This window comes from Streptomyces sp. NPDC088147 (genome assembly GCF_044741565.1).
Classification (GTDB): Bacteria; Actinomycetota; Actinomycetes; order Streptomycetales; family Streptomycetaceae; genus Streptomyces.
In genome coordinates this window covers 41,215-60,349 of record NZ_JBIUSY010000005.1, presented here as the reverse complement: position 1 = coordinate 60,349, position 19,135 = coordinate 41,215, and the positions used below count along the sequence as shown (strand labels likewise).

Sequence of the window (19,135 nt, the reverse complement as noted above, 5' to 3'; positions counted from 1 at the left end):
GGGAAGGCATTGGCATATGACGATATCGCCTTCGATGTCATAGCCCTGAACATCGACCGCGCGCTCGCCCCGCATCGCATGATGCCGCCGCCGGTGGAGATCGCCGATCTCACCAACCGGCTGATCGACCATGGGGCGTTGCTCGTCGGATGCGTCGAACGGATCCCCGAGACCGAGCACACGGTCCGGGCGAAGGGCGCGCTGAAGGACTGGTACGACCTGACCGGCAGCGGGCCCGGCGGCGGCGCCATGGCGAACTGGGTGCACATGCGTGCCCTGGCCCGCATGAGCCGCACGTTCATGGACTACCTGCACGAACGTGAAGGGCGGCACCGGACATGACTCCTGAAGCGAAGCATCAGGCGTGGTTCGTGGTCGCGGTCTGCACGCTGGGGCTCACCATCGCCCTGGCAGTCGGGCTGCGCCTGTAGGGCCTCCGGTGCCGATCACAGCTGCGGCGGGCCTCACCTAACGAAGTACCACCGGCAGTTCCCGCACGCTGTTGCCCACAAAGCTCCGATGGCGCGGAAGTTCCTCGTCCGGGACCGTGACCCGCAGGTCCGGGAAGCGTGTGAACAACCGCCGCAGCGCGATCGTCGTCTCCATCCTCGCCAGAGGTGCGCCCAGGCAGAAGTGCGCGCCGTGGCCCAGTGAGAGATGCCGGGTGGTGGAGCGCGTACGTCGCGTGATGTCGAAGCGGTCCGCGTCGGGGCCGTGGGCGGCGGGATCACGGCCGGCGGCCGAGAAGCCCGCCAGCACCGGGGTGCCCGCGGGGATCAGCGTGCCGTCCACCGTCAGGTCCCGGGTCGGATAACGGAACGGGAAGAAACTGACCGGGCTGTCCCAGCGCAGCGTCTCCTCGACCGCGTCCGCCCAGTCCGCGCCACCGGCCCTGATCAGCTCCAGCTGGTCCCGGTGGGCGCAGAGCGCACGCACCGCGTTGGTGATCAGATTGAGCGTGGTCTCATGACCGGCGATGATCATCACGATCATCGTGCCGATGAGTTCGGCCTCGCCGAGCCGGTCGCCGCCCTCCTCGCGCGCGGCGATCAGGGCGCTGGTGAGGTCCTCGCCGGGACGGTCCTTACGGGAAGCCGCGACCGCCGTGAGCACCGCCACCATCTCCCGGTTCGCGGCCACGGCCTCCTCGGGCGCGATGTCGGTCGCCACCACCTGGTTCGACAGTATGTGCAGCCGCTCCCGGAACTCCTCGTCCACGCCGAGCAGTTCACTGATGACGCTCATGGGCAGCGGCAGCGCGAAGCGCGCCCGCAGATCCACCACGCCGTCATCCGCTCGGGCCGCCGCGGTCTCCGTACCGTCCAGCAGTTCGTCGGTCAGCCGCTCGATGCCGGGCCGCAGCGCCTCCACGCGCCGCGCCGTGAACGCCGTGCTCACCAGCGACCGCAGCCGCCGGTGATCGTCTCCGTCCGAGGTGACCATGCCCTGTACGGTCGCGAAGGTCCGCAGCGGCCAGCCGTCCGGAATTCGCCCCTCGCGCAGCGCGGTGAAGTGCCGCGCGTTCTTGGCGACATCCGGGTGGCCGATGAATTCCTTGAGCGCCTCGTGCCCGAGCACCGCCGCCGCCGGCACGTCCCCGGGGAGCAGGACCTCGGCCGCGGCACCCTTCGCCAGCAGCGCGGCGTTGGCGGCGTGCGGGCAGCCGCCGGAGGAGTCCATCCGGTGGGGCACATATGACGCCGTCAATGGACTCTCCCTCCCGGCAAGCCTGATACAGGGGCGCTCCCGATCCTATGAGGGACAGGGCGGCGCGGCACAGGAGCGGTTCCGGCCTCTTCCAGGCCGGTTCCGGCTGACGCCCGGCGTGCTCTGCCGCCGGGCAGCCCTCCCCGCGGGCCGCCACGCGGCCCGTCACTCCTCCAGCGTCAGACCCTTTCTGAGCTTCTTCAGGGTGCGGGAGAGCAGCCGGGACACATGCATCTGCGAGATGTTCAGCTCCTCGCCGATCTCCGACTGCGTCATATTGGCGACGAAGCGCAGGGAGAGGATCTTCCGGTCCCGCGTGGGCAGGCTCGCGATCAGCGGCTTCAGGGACTCCACGTACTCGATGCCCTCGAGCCCGTGGTCCTCGTAACCGATCCGGTCCGCGAGCGCGCCCTCGGTGTCGTCGTCCTCGGGCTGGGCGTCCAGCGAGCTGGCGGTGTACGCGTTGCTCGCCGCCATGCCCTCGACGACCTCGTCGTTGGTGATGCCGAGGCGGTGGGCGAGTTCACCGACGGTGGGCGCCCGGTCGAGCTGCTGGGCCAGTTCGTCGCCCGCCTTGGCGAGGTCGAGGCGGAGTTCCTGGAGCCGGCGCGGTACCCGTACCGACCAGGACGTGTCACGGAAGAAACGCTTGATCTCACCGACGATGGTCGGCATCGCGAAGGTCGGGAACTCGACGCCGCGGCTCAGCTCGAAGCGGTCGATCGCCTTGATCAGACCGATCGTGCCGACCTGCACGATGTCCTCCATCGGCTCGCTGCGGGAGCGGAACCGGGCGGCCGCGAACTTCACCAGGGCGAGATTGAGCTCGACCAGGGTGTTGCGGACGTACGCGTGCTCGTGCGTGCCCTCTTCAAGGGCTTCCAGCCGGGCGAAGAGCGTCTTCGACAGGGCTCGGGCATCCACCGCGCCCACCTCGTCGAAGGGCGGGATCTCGGGCAGGTCGTCAAGGCCCTCGGTCGGGCCCTCGAAGCCGGCCGGCAGTGTGATGTCGGTCTCGGACGGTGCGGGCGGAGTTGCCGACGGCGCGTGCTGGGTACGCGAGTCGTCGAGCCGGGGTGACATGGGTCTCCTCCATACGTTCTCGGCATATGGCTGCCGATGCCAATACGCGCTGCTGCGGTGTGCGGCGCCTCCAAAGCCGGCCGTGGTCGGATGTGTCCCTACAAGCCCTACCCGCTAGGCACGGACAGTTGCAAGTGTTAATTGTTTCATATGTCCTTATTGTGGGGGAGTTTGGGTACCGGTCGGCGTGCGAAAGGCGTAATGTTCGATGGGCGTCATCGGGATGTGATGACGATGAGACGACACCATCTGACGACGGCGCACGACACGGCGAAGAGGGACGGCCATGGACCGCCAGACGGTCGGCAGCACGAACCGGGGCCGGCTTCGGGTCGAAGTTCGGACCGAGGGCCGGAGCGAGGTAGTGACAGCGGCGGGTGAGTTGGATCACCACACCGCCGACCTGTTGCGGACGCCTCTGGACGAAGCACTCGAACAGGGGCGGTCACGCCTCGTGATCGACTGTTCGCAACTGGAATTCTGCGATTCCACCGGACTCAATGTCCTGCTGGGCGCCCGCCTGAAGGCGGATGCCGCCGGCGGCGGGGTCCATCTCGCGGCGATGCTGCCCGTTGTGGCGCGGGTCTTCGAGATCACCGGCGCGGACGCGGTCTTCACCGTCCACGGTTCCCTCGAAGAAGCCCTGGCCGACTGAGCCGGCCCGCTACTCTGCACCCCGGGTTCCGCCCCCGGACGCGCACCCCTGTCCCGTCTTGTTGCCCCCGTCACGATTTCCGGATCGATGAGTGGGTGTTGTCACGATTCGGGCGGGCAGAAGATCCCCGGCGGACCGAGCAGGACCCCGCACTCTCTGTACGCAAGCACTGGCTAATTGGTGAATCGGTGAGGTGAAGCGCTGATGAGCACCACCCGGCAGCCTCCGCCGGGCGAACTCGGCCCCGAGCCGGACGGCGCGGGCACCGCTGCCACGACGTCCGACGCCCGGGTACGGTCGCTCGTCCTGGCCGGCGCCAGCGGTGTCGTACCGCTCGCGCGAGACTTCACCCGCCAGGCGCTCTACGACTGGGGCTGGCTCCCCGCCGCGACCGCCGACCGGCGCGCGGCGGCGGAGGACGTCCTGCTGGTCGTCTCCGAACTGGTCACCAACGCGTGTCTGCACGCCGAGGGCCCCGAGGGCCTGCGGGTCGCGCAGACCGCCAAAGTGCTGCGTCTCGAGGTCACGGACCGGGGTACGGGCCAGCCGGCCCCCCGTACGCCGCACCGCGCGGGACGCCCCGGCGGTCACGGCATGTTCATCGTGCAGCGGCTCTGCCTGGACTGGGGAGTCGTACGGACGCCCGGCGCGGCCGGCAAGACGGTCTGGGCGGAGCTGGCCGCTCCGTCGTGACGCGCGTAGCCCGCACGAAGGCGCGCGGCCCGCACGAAGAGGGCCGCCGCACCCTTACCCGGTGCGGCGGCCCTCTTCGTGCGGGCTCGCTAGGGCCTGTCCGGACAGGCCCTAGCGAATGTCGCCCATCAGCGCCCGCACCTTCCTGCGGTACATGAAGACCGCGAAGCCGGCGAGGCACGCCAGCAGCGCCTCCAGGGCCACCACGCCCGTCTTCCCCAGATCGACGCCGCCGATGGAGAGCAGACCGGTCACGGAGTCGCCCGCGGTGACCGCCAGGAACCAGACCCCCATCATCTGGCTCGCGTACTTCCCCGGCGCCATCTTCGTCGTCACCGACAGACCCACCGGGGAGACGCACAGCTCGCCCACGGTCTGGATCAGATAGATGCCCACCAGCCACATCGGGCTGACCAGCGTGCCGTCCGCCGCCATCGCCAGCGGGATCAGGAAGAAGAAGAACGAGACGCCGACGAGGAACAGCCCGGCGGCGAACTTCACGACCGTGCTCGGCTCCTGCCCCCGGCGGCTCAGCCAGAGCCAGAACCAGGCGAAGACCGGCGCGAGCGCCATGATGAACACGGGGTTCAGCGACTGGTACCAGGACGACGGGAAGCCCAGCCCGAACAGCTCGCCGGCGGCCTTCGTCGTACCGAACGCCTGGACCGTGGAGCCGCCCTGGTCGTAGATCATCCAGAACACGGCCGCGGCGACGAAGAACCAGATGTACCCGGACATCCTGGTCTGCTCGGCCGCCGACAGGTCCTTGTCGCGCTTGATCCGGATCAGCACGGCGGCCGGGATCGCGATGCCCGCGAGCGTCAGCGGGACCATCGCCCAGTTGAGGGTGAAGTTGCCGCTCAGGCCGACGACGCCGTAGAAGACGGCGGCGATCAGCAGCCATGTCATGCCCTTGCGCAGCCAGGTGACGCGCTCCTCGCGGGAGAGCGGGGTCGGGACGCGGCTGCTCTCCGGGCTCAGATGCTTCGTGCCGAGCAGGAACATGACCAGGCCGATACCCATGCCGACGGCGGCGAGGGCGAAGCCGAGGTGCCAGTTGTAGGTCTCGCCGACGGTGCCGATGATCAGCGGGGCGAAGAAGGCACCGATGTTGATGCCCATGTAGAAGATGGTGAACCCGCCGTCGCGGCGCGGGTCGTTGGGGCCGTCGTAGAGATGGCCGACCATCGTGGAGATATTGGCCTTCAGCAGACCCGAGCCCAGCGCCACCAGCGCCAGTCCGGCGAAGAAGCTTCCGGTGCCCGGCAGGGCCAGGGTGAGATGGCCCAGCATGATCGTGCAGGCCGCGATCGTGACGGTCTTGCGCGGGCCCCAGACTCTGTCCCCCAGCCAGCCGCCGGGCATCGCCAGCAGATAGACCATGGACAGATAGATGGAGTAGACGGCCGTGGTGGTGGCCAGATCCATTCCGAGGCCGCCGCCCTGAAGCCCCTTCGAGGCGTCGGGACCACCGGAGATCAGGTAGATCGTGAGCAGGGCCCTCATGCCGTAGAAGCTGAAGCGCTCCCACATCTCGGTCATGAAGAGCGTGGCCAGTCCGCGGGGGTGGCCGAAGAAGGTCTTCTCGGGTCCGGCGGGGGCGCTGGGCGAGTCCTTCATCAGGCTGGACGCCATGGGTCGATCCTTGCTTGCTCGGGACGCGCCGCTGGGTCAGCGGTGACGCGCCCGGTGTGGGGGGCGGGCCGGAGCGGTACATGCCGTCTCCGGCGCGGGGACGCAGAGAGGAGACCCTTGGCACTCAGCAGGCCAAAGGTCTCCTAGTGGTACTACAGGCGTCTCGACACCATACGACACGACAGAGTCGTACAAGGAAGGACTTGAGAGATGGATCACAGGTTTTAATGGAACCAGACTCTTATATTCGAAGGTAGATCATCTGATCGCACGTGATCCTGAAGGCGTCGCCGAGCAGGGCCCAAGCGCCGCCCTCTGCGGTCTACCATCACCCCATGACCCGTGTACTGCTCGCCGAGGACGACGCTTCCATCTCGGAGCCGCTGGCCCGCGCCCTGCGTCGGGAGGGTTACGAGGTCGAGGTCCGCGAAGACGGTCCGACCGCGCTGGACGCCGGACTCCAGGGCGGTGTCGACCTGGTCGTGCTCGACCTGGGCCTGCCCGGGATGGACGGCCTCGAAGTCGCCCGCCGGCTGCGCGCCGAAGGCCATGCCGTGCCGATCCTGGTGCTGACCGCCCGCGCCGACGAGGTGGACACCGTGGTCGGCCTGGACGCCGGCGCCGACGACTACGTGACCAAGCCCTTCCGGCTCGCGGAGCTGCTGGCACGGGTACGGGCGCTGCTCCGGCGCGGCGCCTCGGACCCCGCGCCCGCCCCCGCCACCCATGGCGTACGGATCGATGTCGAGTCGCACCGCGCCTGGATGGGCGACGAGGAACTCCAGCTCACCGCCAAGGAGTTCGACCTGCTGCGGGTCCTCGTCCGGGACGCGGGCCGGGTCGTCACCCGCGACCAGCTGATGCGCGAGGTCTGGGACACCACCTGGTGGTCGTCGACCAAGACCCTCGACATGCATATCTCCTGGCTGCGCAAGAAGCTCGGGGACGACGCCGCCAACCCGCGCTATATCGCCACCGTGCGGGGCGTCGGCTTCCGGTTCGAGAAGAGCTAGGCACCTTGCGCCGTCGTCTGATCAACTCCACGCTCGCCGTGGTGCTGGTCGTCATCGCCGTCTTCGGGGTCTCGCTCGTCATCGTCGAGACCCGCACGATCAGCAGCAGCGCGCAGGAGAGCGTGGACTCCGAGGCGGTGCGGCTGGTGAGCATCGTCGACGGCCGCCTCCTCGGCGGCGACAACGTCACCGCCAAGGTGCTGGCCGAGCAGATCGACCGGACGCGGTACGCCCGGATCGAGATCCCGGGCCGGCCCGTCGTACAGATCGGCGAGCGGCCGACCGGCAGCGTCATCCGGGGCAAGGCGAAGGGCGAGGAGGGCGAGACCGTCATCGTCGAGGAGCCCCGCTCCTCCGTGACCCGTGAGGTCGGGCGCACGCTGCTGATCATCGGCGCGGTGGCCCTGCTCGCGGTCATCGCCGCCGTCCTGCTCGCCGTACGCCAGGCCAACAAGCTCGCCTCCCCGCTCACCGATCTCGCGGAGACCGCGGAGCGCCTCGGGTCCGGCGACCCGCGCCCCCGGCACAAGCGGTACGCGGTGCCCGAGCTGGACCGGGTCGCCGATGTCCTCGACTCCAGCGCCGAGCGCATCGCCCGGATGCTCACCGCCGAGCGGCGGCTCGCCGCGGACGCCTCGCACCAGCTCCGCACGCCGCTGACCGCCCTGTCCATGCGGCTGGAGGAGATCTCCGCCACCGATGACCTGGACACGGTGAAGGAGGAGGCGATGGTCGCGCTGGCGCAGGTCGAGCGGCTGACCGATGTGGTGGAACGGCTGCTCACCAACGCGCGCGACCCGCGTACCGGTTCCGCCGTCGCCTTCGATCTCGACGAGGTCGTGAAACAGCAGATCGAGGAGTGGCGCCCGGCCTACCGCAGTGCGGGGCGGGCCGTCGTCTGCTCGGGCCGGCAGGGGATGCGGGCCGTCGGTACGCCCGGCGCGGTCGCCCAGGTGCTGGCGGCGCTGATCGAGAACTCCCTCATGCACGGCGGCGGTACGGTCGCCCTGCGCACCCGCGTCACCGGAAATCAGTCCGTCATCGAGGTGACCGACGAGGGTCCGGGCGTCCCGGCGGACCTCGGGGCGCGGATCTTCGAGCGCACCATCAGCGGCCGCAACTCCACCGGGATCGGCCTCGCCGTCGCCCGCGATCTGGCCGAGGCGGACGGCGGCCGGCTGGAACTGCTCCAGCAGCAGCCGCCGGTCTTCGCGCTCTTCCTCAGCCGCGAGGCCGGTACGCGCAAGACGCCGAAGTCCCCGGAGCCGCCGGTCCGCTGACCGGGCTTGTCAGCCGCGGACGCGGTCGGAGCGCGGCGGCTTCCGCTCCAGGAACGATTCGTCGGGCAGATCCACGGCCGCCGCCGCCGCGGGCTGGGCGCGGAACACCCAGGTGCGGTACGACCAGAAGCGGAAGAGCGTCGCGATCCCGATGCCGAGGAACTTGAACACATTGCTCTGGAGCGGGCTGTCCCAGCCGAAGCCGTACGTCGCCGCGTAGAGCACACCGTTCTCGATGACCAGGCCGACCACGCTGAACAGCAGGAAGAGCGTCAGCTCCTTCGTGCGGCGGCTCTTGTCCCGGTCCCGGTAGGTGAAGTAGCGGAAGCCCACGTAGTTGAAGGCGATCGCGACGACGGTGGCCAGGATGCTGGCCCGGACCACGGGGAGCGTGGTGGTGTGCCGCACGAGATTGAAGACCAGCAGGTTGACCAGCAGCCCCGCGCCGCCCACCGCGCCGAACTTGACCACCTCGCGGACGAGCCGGTCCAGTCGCACGCGGAGTGCGCCCCGTTCGCTCATATGCCCGTTCAGCCCCGTCCGGTCGGCGTCAGTTCCGAACCATGCTAACCAGCGGCCCCTTCGGCCGCCTGGGCGACCGTACGTCACACTCGGTCACGGTGGGTGGCGCCCGTACGGGGGACGCCCGTGCGGGACGGGGGCGCGGCCGTGCGCGGGTCCGGGTCCGCCGGGCGGCGGATACCCTGGGGGCGTGACGTTCCCGGTAGTCGGCATGGTCGGCGGCGGTCAGCTCGCCCGTATGACCCACGAGGCGGGCATCCCCCTCGGCCTGAGATTCAAGCTCCTCAGTGACACCCCGCAGGACTCGGCTGCCCAGGTGGTGAGCGAGGTCGTCGTCGGCGACTACCGCGACCTGGACACGCTGCGTGACTTCGCGCGCGGGTGCGATGTGATCACGTTCGATCATGAGCATGTACCGATCGAGCATCTACGCGCCCTGGAGGCGGACGGCATCCGCGTCAGGCCGGGTCCGGACGCGCTGGTGCACGCCCAGGACAAGGGCGTGATGCGGGCCAGGCTGACCGAGCTGGGCGCCCCCTGTCCGCGCCACCGCATCGTCACAGGACCGGCCGACGCGGCCGCCTTCGCCGCCGAGGTGGGCGGCTTCCCGGTCATCCTCAAGACGGTGCGCGGCGGCTACGACGGCAAGGGCGTCTGGTTCGTACGGTCCGAGGAGGAGGCCGGGCAGCCCTTCCTGGCCGGGGTCCCCGTGCTCGCCGAGGAGAAGGTCGACTTCGTACGCGAGCTGGCCGCGAACATCGTCCGCTCCCCGCACGGCCAGGCCGTGGCGTACCCCGTGGTCGAGTCCCGGCAGGTCGACGGCGTCTGCGACACTGTCATCGCCCCGGCGCCCGGACTGCCGGACGAGCTGGCGGGCGAGGCCCAGCTGCTCGCCCTGCGGATAGCCGCCGAACTGGGGGTCGTGGGCCATCTCGCGGTGGAGCTCTTCGAGACCCGCGACGGCAGGATCCTCGTCAACGAGCTGGCGATGCGCCCGCACAACTCCGGGCACTGGACCCAGGACGGCGCGATCACCTCGCAGTTCGCCAACCATGTGCGCGCCGTACTCGATCTGCCGCTCGGCGACCCGCGCCCGCGTGCGCCCTGGACGGTCATGTGCAATGTGCTGGGCGGCGACTATCCGGACATGTACGCGGCCTATCTGCACTGCATGGCCCGGGACCCGCAGCTGAAGATCCATATGTATGGCAAGGACGTGAAACCCGGCCGCAAGGTAGGGCATGTCAACACCTACGGCGACGACCTGGACGACGTGCTGGAGCGCGCCCGCCACGCCGCCGGCTACCTCCGAGGAACGATCACCGAATGACAGCCCACCCGTCACCCGGCCACCGCCCCTCATCGGGCGCCGACGCGCGCACCACACCCCTGGTCGGCGTCGTCATGGGCTCGGACTCCGACTGGCCCGTCATGGAGGCCGCCACGAAGGCCCTCCACGAGTTCGAGATCCCGTACGAGGTGGATGTCGTCTCCGCGCACCGCATGCCGCGCGAGATGATCGCGTACGGCGAGGAGGCCGCCGGGCGCGGCCTCAAGGCGATCATCGCGGGCGCGGGCGGCGCGGCGCACCTGCCGGGCATGCTCGCGTCGGTGACCCCGCTGCCGGTGATCGGCGTCCCCGTACCGCTGAAGTACCTCGACGGCATGGACTCGCTGCTGTCCATCGTCCAGATGCCGGCCGGTGTGCCGGTCGCCACGGTCTCGGTCGGCGGCGCCCGGAACGCGGGGCTGCTGGCCGCCCGTATCCTCGCCGCCCACGACCCCGAACTCCAGGCCAGGATGCGGGAGTTCCAGCAGGAGCTGAACGACCAGGCGAAGGTGAAGGGCAAGCGGCTGCGCGCGAAGGCCGAAGGCGCGGATCACTTCGGATTCGGAAAGTGACGGTCTCGGCGATGGACTCCACGCCGTTCCTGGACGAGGCCCGAGCCCTGCTGGCCGACTTCCCGGTGGTCGACGGACACAACGACCTGCCCTGGGCGCTGCGCGAGCATGTGCGCTACGACCTGGACCGGCTCGACATCGCGGACGACCTGTCGGGCACGCTGCACACGGACATCCCCCGGCTGCGGCGCGGCGGCGTCGGCGCGCAGTTCTGGTCCGTGTACGTCCGGGCCGACATGGCCGGTGACGACGCGGTCAGCGCGACGCTGGAGCAGATCGACGTGGTCGGCCGGCTGCTGGCCCGCTACCCGGGCGACCTGTCCCGCGCCCTGACGGCGGACGACATGGAGACGGCGCGGCGGCACGGCAGGATCGCCTCGCTGATGGGGGCCGAGGGCGGCCACTCCATCAACAACTCCCTCGCCACGCTGCGGGCCCTCCATACCCTGGGTGTCCGCTATATGACGCTCACCCATAACGACAATCTCGCGTGGGCGGACTCGGCGACCGATGTGCCGGGCGTGGGCGGGCTCTCGGCCTTCGGCCGCGAGGTGGTCCGCGAGATGAACCGGACCGGCATGCTGGTCGACCTCTCGCATGTGGCCGCCACGACGATGCGCGACGCGCTCGCCACGAGCGGGGCGCCGGTGATCTTCTCGCACTCGTCGGCACGGGCGATCTGCGACCACCCCCGCAACATCCCGGACGATGTGCTGGAGAAGCTGCCCGCGAACGGCGGTGTGGCGATGGCCACGTTCGTACCGAAGTTCATCCTCCCCGCGGCGGTGGCCTGGACCCAGGCGGCAGACGAGAACATGCGGGCCCACGGTCTGCACCCGCTCGACACCACCGGGCGCGCGATGGAGATCCACCAGGCGTTCGAGGCGTCCCGCCCCCGCCCGAACGCCACGGCGGCGACGGTCGCGGACCATCTGGACCATATGCGCGAGACCGCCGGCATCGACCACATCGGCATCGGCGGCGACTTCGACGGCACGGCCTTCACCCCGGCCGGCCTGGACGATGTCGCGGGCTACCCGAACCTGATCGCGGAACTCCTCGCCCGTAAGTGGTCCACGGCGGACCTGGCGAAGCTGACGTGGCAGAACGCGGTACGGGTGCTGCGCGCGGCGGAGGACGTGGCGCGGGGCCTGCGGGACGAGCGCGGTCCGTCGCTGGCGACGATCGGGGAACTGGACGGCTGACCGTCCGTGCCGGTCACCGGGGCGCGCGAGGACGGCGCCCCGGGGGCCGGCTGCTCGGGCTTGTCGCTCCGGCGCTCGGCGCGGGCTCAGGCGCGCGGGCGCCCCATCGCGCGGTACGTCCAGCCCGCCGCGCGCCACCGCGCCGGGTCCAGCGCGTTACGTCCGTCCAGGATCAGCCGGCGCGACGCCGCCTGGCCCAGGGCGGCCGGGTCCAGCTCACGGAACTCGCTCCACTCCGTCAGATGCAGGACGACATCGGCGCCGCGCACCGCGTCCAGCGCGGACGGCGCGTACCTCAGCGTCGGGAAGAGCCGCTTGGCGTTGTCCATGCCCTTGGGGTCGTAGACCGTCACCTGGCCGCCCTGGAGATGGATCTGCCCCGCGACATTGAGCGCGGGGGAGTCCCGTACGTCGTCCGAGTCCGGCTTGAAGGTGGCGCCCAGCACCGCGACCCGCTTCCCCAGGAACGACGAGTCGCCGCCCACGGCCTCGCGCGCCAGCTCCACCATGTGACCGCGCCGCCGCATATTGATCGAGTCGACCTCACGCAGGAACGTCAGCGCCTGGTCGGCGCCCAGCTCGCCCGCCCGCGCCATGAACGCCCGGATGTCCTTCGGCAGACACCCGCCGCCGAAGCCGATCCCGGCACGCAGGAACTTCTTGCCGATCCGCTCGTCGTACCCGAGCGCCTCCGCCAGCTTCACCACATCCCCGCCGGCCGCCTCGCACACCTCCGCCATCGCGTTGATGAACGAGATCTTCGTGGCCAGGAAGGAGTTCGCGGAGGTCTTCACCAGCTCGGCGGTCGGGAAGTCCGTCACCACGAACGGCGCCCCCTCGCCCACCGGCGTCGCGTACACCTCGCGCAGCACCCGCTCGGCGTGCTCGCTGCGCACGCCCACCACGATCCGGTCGGGGTGCAGCGTGTCCTGTACGGCGAAGCCCTCGCGCAGGAACTCCGGGTTCCAGGCCAGCTCCACCTCGCCGCCCGCGGGCGCCAGCTCGACGATGCGGGCCGCGAGCCGCTCCGCGCTGCCCACGGGCACCGTCGACTTGCCGACGACCAGGGCCGGCCGGCCCAGATGCTTGGCGAGGCTCTCGATCGCGGAGTCGACGTACGACATGTCGCAGGCGTACTCGCCGTGCTTCTGCGGGGTGTTCACGCAGACGAAGTGCACATCGCCGAACTCCGCGATCTCGGCCCAGTCCATGGTGAACCGCAGCCGCCCGGTCGATCCCTCGATCCCCGCGACATGTTTGCGCAGCAGTTCCTCGAGGCCGGGCTCGTACATCGGGACCCGGCCCGCGGAGAGCAGTGCGATCTTCTCGGGCACCACGTCGAGGCCGAGGACCTCGAAGCCCAGCTCCGCCATGGCCGCGGCGTGCGTGGCGCCGAGATAGCCGGTGCCGATCACAGTGATCTTGAGGGCCATGTGAGTGCTCCAGGGGGAGGCGGGCAGGTGCGGGGCCGAGCATAGCCGCGCGTAGCGGGGGCTTCGCAGGGGCACTTCTCCTGTACGGAGCGGCTGTCGGCAAACTCACCTATGCCTGCGGTGCCTCGGCCCCCTAAAATTGTGTTACTTAACGGTAGTTAGCATCCTGGGGAGTGAAAGACCGTGGCCGGATCGGCTGATTTCGACCTGTACCGCCCGTCCGAAGAGCACGACATGCTCCGCGAGACCGTGCGCGCGCTCGCGGAGGCGAAGATCGCCCCGTTCGCCGCGGCGGTGGACGAGGAGGCGCGCTTCCCGCAGGAGGCCCTGGACGCGCTGGTGGCCTCCGATCTGCACGCGGTCCATGTACCGGAGGAGTACGGCGGGGCCGGTGCCGACGCCCTCGCCACGGTGATCGTCATCGAGGAGATCGCCCGGGTCTGCGCCTCGTCCTCCCTGATCCCGGCCGTGAACAAGCTCGGCTCGCTGCCGGTGATCCTCTCCGGCTCCGAGAACCTGAAGAAGACGTACCTGGGCCCGCTGGCCAAGGGCGACGCGATGTTCTCGTACTGCCTCTCCGAGCCGGACGCGGGCTCCGACGCGGGCGGGATGAAGACCAAGGCGGTACGGGACGGCGACCACTACGTCCTCAACGGCGTGAAGCGCTGGATCACCAACGCGGGCGTCTCCGAGTACTACACGGTCATGGCCGTCACCGACCCGGACAAGCGCACCAAGGGCATCAGCGCGTTCGTGGTCGAGAAGGGCGACGAGGGCGTCTCCTTCGGCGCCCCGGAGAAGAAGCTGGGCATCAAGGGCTCGCCGACCCGCGAGGTCTACCTCGACAACGTGCGCATCCCCGCGGACCGGCTGATCGGCGAGGAGGGCACCGGCTTCGCCACCGCCATGAAGACCCTGGACCACACCCGCATCACGATCGCGGCCCAGGCACTCGGCATCGCGCAGGGCGCGCTGGACTACGCGAAGGGCTACGTCCAGGAGCGCAAGCAGTTCGGCAAGCCGATCGCCGACTTCCAGGGCGTGCAGTTCATGCTCGCCGACATGGCCATGAAGCTGGAAGCGGCCCGCCAGCTCACCTACGCCGCCGCGGCCAGGTCGGAGCGCGTCTCCGCGGGCAGCGCCAAGGAGGACCTCACCTTCTTCGGCGCGGCGGCCAAGTGCTTCGCGTCCGACGCGGCCATGGAGATCACCACGGACGCGGTCCAGCTCCTCGGCGGCTACGGCTACACACGCGACTACCCGGTCGAGCGCATGATGCGCGACGCCAAGATCACGCAGATCTACGAGGGCACGAACCAGGTCCAGCGCATCGTGATGGCGAGGAACCTGCCGTAGCGGGGTTTCACAGGTCAGCGTGCATGCGGAGTGGCACGTGAGCCGTGATCCGCTCCCGGGCCGTTCGGTCCTGCTCCGGGCCGATCACGGGCGGGCAGCGGGCTCTGGACCGCTCGAACAAGCCCATGAGCGCCCCCGCCGATGACGGCAGGGGCGTTCATGGGCACGCGAGCAGGTGGTCACTCGTCCTTGGGCGGGACGACGAACCCGCGCGTCGGCCCGGACCCCGTTTTCCCGTCGGGGAACTCGCGTGCCAGGGACGCCAGCGCTTCAGCGGTCACGTCCTGGCGAGTGATGGGATCGGCCGTGTCGTACACGCGCCATCCCCCCGCCGTGTTCTCCGGGTCCTCCGGCGCGACCACACCGGAGATGCCCAACCGCCTCAGCACCGCATCGACTTGCCGGGCCTGTTCAGCGTCCACGCTTCCGCCTTCCGTTTACTGGCCGCCGGCCTGGCCATCGTCCCCGCTGGAGCAGTGCGAAGCGCAATTGCCCGGATTGATCGGGCCACACCCACCGGGCACGGGCGTGTGGGAGCAGTTGGCCGCCACCGGGACCAGAGCCTTGGCCGGGCCCGTCCACAACTCACTGTCCACGGTGTGGCCGGCCTTTTCGATGACGGTCGCCGTGCGGGTGAGCGCGTGCTCGTCATGGCGCTCGGCGTCGGGACGCTCGGGCCAGTGGTGCACGAACCGCCCCAGGCGGTGGCACAGCTTCTCGTACAGGTTCGTGTGCAGGATCAGGGCATGCCACCCTTCGTCCACGACGTTGGACGGTGTGATCTTGGCGGTGGGGAACTGCGCGGCGGCGTCCACGAATTTGAGCGCTTCTGTGACGATCCGCTCCGCCGTAGCCCTTTTCATGTCGGGGTTGTTGTCGATGACTGTCGCGACGACGCCGCCGAACGCGGCAGGGGTGAGTAATGCGCGTACATCGTGCATATGCGTTCCTCTCTTCTGTGGCACTTCACAGCCCGCCCCGGAAGCTCGACTGTCCAGGTTCCGCCGCCGGAGTGATGGCCCTACTCGGCGCGGACCACCATCACGGGGCACTGGGGACCGCCGCACTGGCATGTCGGCCACTTCATGCCGTCGCCCGGAGGCAGATCCCCGCCCTCGGGGCCGCCCTCGTCGGCTTCGGCCACGAGCACCGCCCCGCCGACACCGAAGGCTCCCGTGGGCCGGGGCGGGAACCGTCTGCCTTCGCCGCTGCTCATGCGGCCGGCCGGTCCGATGCCGTACCTCTCGTTCCCGCTCACCATGCCCGCCCCTCCCGAGCGATTCCGCGTCGATGTGGCGACCGTAGGGAGCGGGATATGCCGGGCTCCACGAACTTGCATAAGCTTGCACGCCAATTGGCTTGGCTCAATGCGGTATTGACGCTCTCTTCCCAGCTCAAAGATGCTGGTGCAAGCCCAAGCAAGTACCTGGACCAGGGAGCCTGCCATGGCCGTGAAGTTCGTTGGGATCGACCCCGACACCGACCGGGACCACTGCCCCACCGTGTGGGCGGACGCGGAAGCACAGGAGATCCTGTTGCAGGGGTGGAAGCCGACCCCCGAGACTCAGGCGGACTGCCAGGCGAGCAGTCCCGCGAACGGTTCGGTACCCGACAGCGAGGCCTTCGTCAGGATTCCGGCCCGGATGATTCCGATGATCAGGGAGGCATGCGATGCCATCGAGCGTGCCCGGATTCGCTGAGCTGCTCGGCCAGTGCGAGCGGTCCGCCGTCCACCTGGAGTTGCGCGACTCCTACGCCCCCACGGACCGGTTCGAGGCGTGGAAGCGCGGGGAGCGGATCAACTGGAAGGATCGCGAGTCCTGGTGGCATCCCTACGACCAGTTGATCGCTGACACCGTGGCCAGGGGCGTGGTGATCCGAAGGGCGCGGGTGGTCTCCGAGCCGGTGTCGGAATACATCCGCTGGGAGCACTACGTAGCCCGAGCCAACGTCACGGCGGGGGAGCAAGTCCGCTGGCTGCCCCGGCGGCGAGCCACGGCCATCCCCCTGCCCGGCAACGACTTCTGGCTGTTTGATGACGCGCTGCTTCGGGTGCACCACTTCTCAGGTGACGGCGCGGTGGTGGAGGACGAGATCACGGCCGATCCGGAAGCTGTGAAGCTGTGCTCCGCCGCCTTCGAAGCGGTATGGGAGCGAGCGGTCCCGCACCACCAGTACACGGTCTGACGAAAGCCGGCTTCATGCCCCCGCGCCCCTCTTCACGCGTTCAGAAGGCCCGCGAAGCCCTGGCCGGCCGTCTGCGCGAGATCCGGAAGGACGCGGGGATCAGCGGGCGGGAGCTGGCCGTCCGGTGCGGTTGGTCCGAGTCGAAGTCGTCCCGGATCGAGAACGCCAAGACACCTCCGTCCGATGCCGATATCCGGGCGTGGTGCCGGGCATGTTCCGCTGAGGGCCAGGCCCCGGACCTGATCGCGGCCAACCGGCAGTCCGCCGAAGCCCATGTGGAGTGGAAGCGACTCCAACGGACCGGCCTCCGGAGACTCCAGGAGAGCACCGGCGACCTGTACCAACAAACCCGGTCCTTCCGGGTCTACGTATCCGACGTGATCCCTGGGTTCCTACAGACAGCGGGGTATGCCTCCGCGCTGCTGTCCTCCATCGCGGACTTCCGAGGAACCCCGGACGACGTACGCGAGGCCGTGGCAGCCCGGATACGGCGTAACGAGGTGCTCGAACAGGGCGGGAGCCGGTTCTCCTTCGTGCTGGAGGAGTCGGTGTTGCGGTACCGGCTGTGCAGCGCCGAAACCATGGCGGCACAACTCGGCCACCTACTCGGGATCATGGACCGTCAGAACGTCGCCGTGGGCATCGTCCCGTTCGCGGGACAACGGGCCGTGTGGCCCATGCCCACCTTCACGGTCTTCGACGACAGCAGGGTGCACGCCGACACCCTGGATGCCGCCTCCACGCTCACACAGCCCAGCCAGGTCGAGTTGTACGCCCGCGCCTTTGAACGTCTCTCGCACCAAGCCGCACGCGGGGCGGCGGCCCGCTCCCTCGTCGCGGACGCTGTGGCATCCCTGGGCTGACCAGCGACGGCGACACCCACCCACGCCCCCAACCGACCGTCCTCGGGCGTCAGTTCGTCACGGCCGGGGCGCGGCAGGCCCACCATCGAGTCAATCTCCCGGTGGGCAGTGGCGGCTCCGGTGCAATTCTCCTGTCGTCGTTCGCGAACACGCAGGAGGAACCCTTGCTGTCCCCCCGACCGGTCCGGGCGCTCGTGGCCTGTGCCGCCGCCGTGGTCCTCAGCGCACTGCCCGCCGCCGCTGCCGCTCCCGCGCCCGGCGCGCCCGGCTCCGCTCGGAGCGCCGTCCGCTCGCTCCCGCTGCCGCCGATCGGCGCCGAGATCCTCTCCTCGATGCTCGCGACCCACAGCCTCTTCGAATACGGGGGCACCTCGTACACCGTCGACTTCAGGGGCGGCATCGGACAGCGGGTCGACGTCGACCCCGACGACCCGGTCAACAGCGTGCGGTTGCGTACCGTCGGGTTCCGTATCAGCGCCGAACTCCCCGGCGGGGGCCGTGTCACCCTGGAGCAGAGCGACTTCGACGTCGACCCGAAGAGCGTCCTGCGGCTCGCCTCGCGCGTCCCGCCCGCGTTCGACGAGAACGACGTCATCCCCGTCAGCGCGACCGTCGAACTCCCCGGTCGGGAACCGGCCGTACTCACCGGCGTCGAGCCGCTGCGGCTGAGCGTCACCGGCCTGAGCCGGTACCCCGCCAAGGGCGACCCCTATCTGATGGACCGGGTCCTCGACTTCGCGCACCCCGACCGGCCCGGAACCCACGCGGCCCGGCTGGTCACCTTCGACTCCGAGCGCGACGCCCTGTAAGTCACGCCGCGCACCCCACGCCGGGGGCCGGGGGGCTTCCGCTCACGCGCGCCGGGCCCAGAGATAGAGACCGGTCTCGGGCTGCCCCTCGGATCCCTGCTCGGGACAGATCTCCAACTCGTCCACCCACAGCCCCGCTTGGCGGGCCCAGTCGGCGAGGTCCTCACGCCGGCACAGGGCAGGCCGATAGGTCGTGTCCATGAACCGCACCTCGTCGTCGGTACGCCGCTCCGACACGGCGACCAGCAGCGTGCCGCCGGTGACCGTGAGGTCCCGCAGTCTCTCCAGCGCGGCGATGAACGCGTCCGCCGTCAGGTCGACGAGGGCGTAGAAGCTCACGACAGCGTCGAACGATCCGATATCCGCTCTCCGGTCGAAGAGATCGGCCTTGACGAAGCGTGCTCCCGGAACCTGGCGGCGGGCGTGGGCGAGCAGCCCCTCGGAGACATCGATCCCGGTGACGTCCATGCCGCCCTCGCTCAGCTGCCCGGCGGTCGGCAGCCCCGTACCGCACCCCGCGTCCAGCACCCGGGCACCGGGGTCCAGCCGGCTCATCAGACGCTCGGCCGCCCGGATCTGGGAGGTCTTCCTGCCCTCGAAGGCTCGCTGGTAGCCAAGGCCCAGGGAGTCGAAGTACGCCGCCGTCTCCGCCGCCCGCGGCGCCGGCCCGACCATGTCCCCGGAACCCGCGGTGTCCTCGGAACCTCTGTCCTGCGTGCGCTCCACAGTCCCCACCTCTCACCGGCCGGCCGACGCTCCTGCTCTACCCCGGCTCCCCGGCGGTTCTCCGGT

Annotated in this window: 22 protein-coding genes; 13 read left to right on the top strand and 9 right to left on the bottom strand. The window is 69.8% G+C overall.

Features of this window, described 5'->3' with window-relative positions; translation table 11 throughout:
* Positions 1 to 9 precede the first annotated feature (9 nt).
* Complete coding sequence (locus ACIOGX_RS18325; protein WP_356512759.1) at positions 10 to 342, top strand: DUF6415 family natural product biosynthesis protein; 333 nt, start codon at positions 10 to 12, stop codon at positions 340 to 342.
* A 126-nt stretch (positions 343 to 468) separates the two neighbouring features.
* Here ACIOGX_RS18325 and ACIOGX_RS18320 read toward each other — a convergent pair whose 3' ends face one another.
* Entirely contained in the window at positions 469 to 1,680 is a 1,212-nt protein-coding gene (locus ACIOGX_RS18320) for a cytochrome P450 (RefSeq protein WP_401915071.1), read from the bottom strand.
* Between the two features lie 192 nt (positions 1,681 to 1,872).
* Positions 1,873 to 2,790 (bottom strand): RNA polymerase sigma factor SigF, encoded by a 918-nt coding sequence (locus ACIOGX_RS18315; RefSeq protein ID WP_401766815.1) that lies wholly within the window; start codon positions 2,788 to 2,790, stop codon positions 1,873 to 1,875.
* A gap of 286 nt (positions 2,791 to 3,076) precedes the next feature.
* Between ACIOGX_RS18315 and ACIOGX_RS18310 the strand changes: the two genes are divergently transcribed.
* Together ACIOGX_RS18310 and ACIOGX_RS18305 are read left to right on the top strand one after the other, a co-directional pair.
* Positions 3,077 to 3,445 carry an STAS domain-containing protein gene (locus ACIOGX_RS18310; RefSeq protein ID WP_356512763.1) on the top strand — a complete coding sequence of 123 codons (369 nt, stop codon included), beginning with the start codon at positions 3,077 to 3,079 and terminating at the stop codon, positions 3,443 to 3,445.
* A 204-nt stretch (positions 3,446 to 3,649) separates the two neighbouring features.
* A complete protein-coding gene (locus ACIOGX_RS18305) occupies positions 3,650 to 4,138 on the top strand; it encodes an ATP-binding protein (protein ID WP_356512765.1) in 489 nt (162 codons plus the stop codon).
* Between the two features lie 111 nt (positions 4,139 to 4,249).
* Here the strand turns inward: ACIOGX_RS18305 and ACIOGX_RS18300 are convergent, their stop codons facing one another.
* Complete coding sequence (locus ACIOGX_RS18300) at positions 4,250 to 5,773, bottom strand: oligopeptide:H+ symporter (RefSeq protein WP_356512767.1); 1,524 nt, start codon at positions 5,771 to 5,773, stop codon at positions 4,250 to 4,252.
* Positions 5,774 to 6,108: 335 nt separating this feature from the next.
* On the opposite strand from ACIOGX_RS18300, the gene ACIOGX_RS18295 reads away from it, so the two are divergent.
* Positions 6,109 to 6,786 (top strand): response regulator transcription factor, encoded by a 678-nt coding sequence (locus ACIOGX_RS18295; protein WP_129771731.1) that lies wholly within the window; start codon positions 6,109 to 6,111, stop codon positions 6,784 to 6,786.
* Positions 6,787 to 6,791: 5 nt separating this feature from the next.
* Positions 6,792 to 8,066, top strand: coding sequence for an ATP-binding protein (locus ACIOGX_RS18290; protein WP_356512769.1), 1,275 nt, complete (start codon positions 6,792 to 6,794; stop codon positions 8,064 to 8,066).
* A gap of 9 nt (positions 8,067 to 8,075) precedes the next feature.
* On the opposite strand, the gene ACIOGX_RS18285 is transcribed toward ACIOGX_RS18290, so the two are convergent.
* The gene (locus ACIOGX_RS18285) at positions 8,076 to 8,588 is read right to left on the bottom strand and encodes a GtrA family protein (RefSeq protein WP_401914339.1); all 513 of its coding nucleotides are present in this window, start codon (positions 8,586 to 8,588) and stop codon (positions 8,076 to 8,078) included.
* Positions 8,589 to 8,778: 190 nt separating this feature from the next.
* On the opposite strand from ACIOGX_RS18285, the gene ACIOGX_RS18280 reads away from it, so the two are divergent.
* From ACIOGX_RS18280 to ACIOGX_RS18270, 3 genes are read left to right on the top strand one after another with little or no spacing between them, the layout of a single operon-like run.
* A complete protein-coding gene (locus tag ACIOGX_RS18280; protein WP_356512773.1) occupies positions 8,779 to 9,918 on the top strand; it encodes a 5-(carboxyamino)imidazole ribonucleotide synthase in 1,140 nt (379 codons plus the stop codon).
* The gene (gene purE, locus ACIOGX_RS18275; protein ID WP_356512775.1) at positions 9,915 to 10,490 is read left to right on the top strand and encodes a 5-(carboxyamino)imidazole ribonucleotide mutase; all 576 of its coding nucleotides are present in this window, start codon (positions 9,915 to 9,917) and stop codon (positions 10,488 to 10,490) included. The genes ACIOGX_RS18280 and purE overlap by 4 nt, the downstream gene beginning before the upstream one ends.
* A gap of 11 nt (positions 10,491 to 10,501) precedes the next feature.
* The gene (locus tag ACIOGX_RS18270) at positions 10,502 to 11,695 is read left to right on the top strand and encodes a dipeptidase (protein ID WP_401914335.1); all 1,194 of its coding nucleotides are present in this window, start codon (positions 10,502 to 10,504) and stop codon (positions 11,693 to 11,695) included.
* A gap of 86 nt (positions 11,696 to 11,781) precedes the next feature.
* Here ACIOGX_RS18270 and ACIOGX_RS18265 read toward each other — a convergent pair whose 3' ends face one another.
* Positions 11,782 to 13,128: a UDP-glucose dehydrogenase family protein gene (locus ACIOGX_RS18265; protein ID WP_401914332.1), complete on the bottom strand. Its 1,347-nt coding sequence runs from the start codon at positions 13,126 to 13,128 to the stop codon at positions 11,782 to 11,784.
* Between the two features lie 183 nt (positions 13,129 to 13,311).
* Here ACIOGX_RS18265 and ACIOGX_RS18260 point away from each other — a divergent pair, with 183 nt between their 5' ends.
* Complete coding sequence (locus ACIOGX_RS18260) at positions 13,312 to 14,484, top strand: acyl-CoA dehydrogenase (RefSeq protein ID WP_401914329.1); 1,173 nt, start codon at positions 13,312 to 13,314, stop codon at positions 14,482 to 14,484.
* Between the two features lie 179 nt (positions 14,485 to 14,663).
* Here the strand turns inward: ACIOGX_RS18260 and ACIOGX_RS18255 are convergent, their stop codons facing one another.
* The 3 genes from ACIOGX_RS18255 to ACIOGX_RS18245 form a co-directional block, all read right to left on the bottom strand.
* Positions 14,664 to 14,906 carry a hypothetical protein gene (locus ACIOGX_RS18255; RefSeq protein WP_401766798.1) on the bottom strand — a complete coding sequence of 81 codons (243 nt, stop codon included), beginning with the start codon at positions 14,904 to 14,906 and terminating at the stop codon, positions 14,664 to 14,666.
* Positions 14,907 to 14,921: 15 nt separating this feature from the next.
* The gene (locus ACIOGX_RS18250) at positions 14,922 to 15,425 is read right to left on the bottom strand and encodes a hypothetical protein (RefSeq protein ID WP_356512784.1); all 504 of its coding nucleotides are present in this window, start codon (positions 15,423 to 15,425) and stop codon (positions 14,922 to 14,924) included.
* Between the two features lie 80 nt (positions 15,426 to 15,505).
* Positions 15,506 to 15,745 carry a hypothetical protein gene (locus ACIOGX_RS18245; protein ID WP_356512786.1) on the bottom strand — a complete coding sequence of 80 codons (240 nt, stop codon included), beginning with the start codon at positions 15,743 to 15,745 and terminating at the stop codon, positions 15,506 to 15,508.
* A 184-nt stretch (positions 15,746 to 15,929) separates the two neighbouring features.
* On the opposite strand from ACIOGX_RS18245, the gene ACIOGX_RS18240 reads away from it, so the two are divergent.
* The 4 genes from ACIOGX_RS18240 (at position 15,930) to ACIOGX_RS18225 (ending at position 18,343) form a co-directional block, all read left to right on the top strand.
* A complete protein-coding gene (locus ACIOGX_RS18240; RefSeq protein ID WP_401914325.1) occupies positions 15,930 to 16,184 on the top strand; it encodes a hypothetical protein in 255 nt (84 codons plus the stop codon).
* A complete protein-coding gene (locus ACIOGX_RS18235; RefSeq protein ID WP_356512790.1) occupies positions 16,156 to 16,671 on the top strand; it encodes a DUF6879 family protein in 516 nt (171 codons plus the stop codon). Before ACIOGX_RS18240 ends, ACIOGX_RS18235 begins: the two co-directional genes overlap by 29 nt.
* 14 nt (positions 16,672 to 16,685) lie before the next feature.
* Entirely contained in the window at positions 16,686 to 17,534 is an 849-nt protein-coding gene (locus tag ACIOGX_RS18230) for a helix-turn-helix transcriptional regulator (protein ID WP_356512792.1), read from the top strand.
* 164 nt (positions 17,535 to 17,698) lie between these two features.
* On the top strand, positions 17,699 to 18,343 hold the full coding sequence (locus ACIOGX_RS18225; RefSeq protein WP_401914321.1) for a hypothetical protein: 645 nt from the start codon (positions 17,699 to 17,701) through the stop codon (positions 18,341 to 18,343).
* A 42-nt stretch (positions 18,344 to 18,385) separates the two neighbouring features.
* Here the strand turns inward: ACIOGX_RS18225 and ACIOGX_RS18220 are convergent, their stop codons facing one another.
* Positions 18,386 to 19,069, bottom strand: a complete 684-nt coding sequence (locus tag ACIOGX_RS18220; protein WP_383974913.1) for a class I SAM-dependent methyltransferase — start codon at positions 19,067 to 19,069, stop codon at positions 18,386 to 18,388.
* Positions 19,070 to 19,135: the final 66 nt, after the last annotated feature.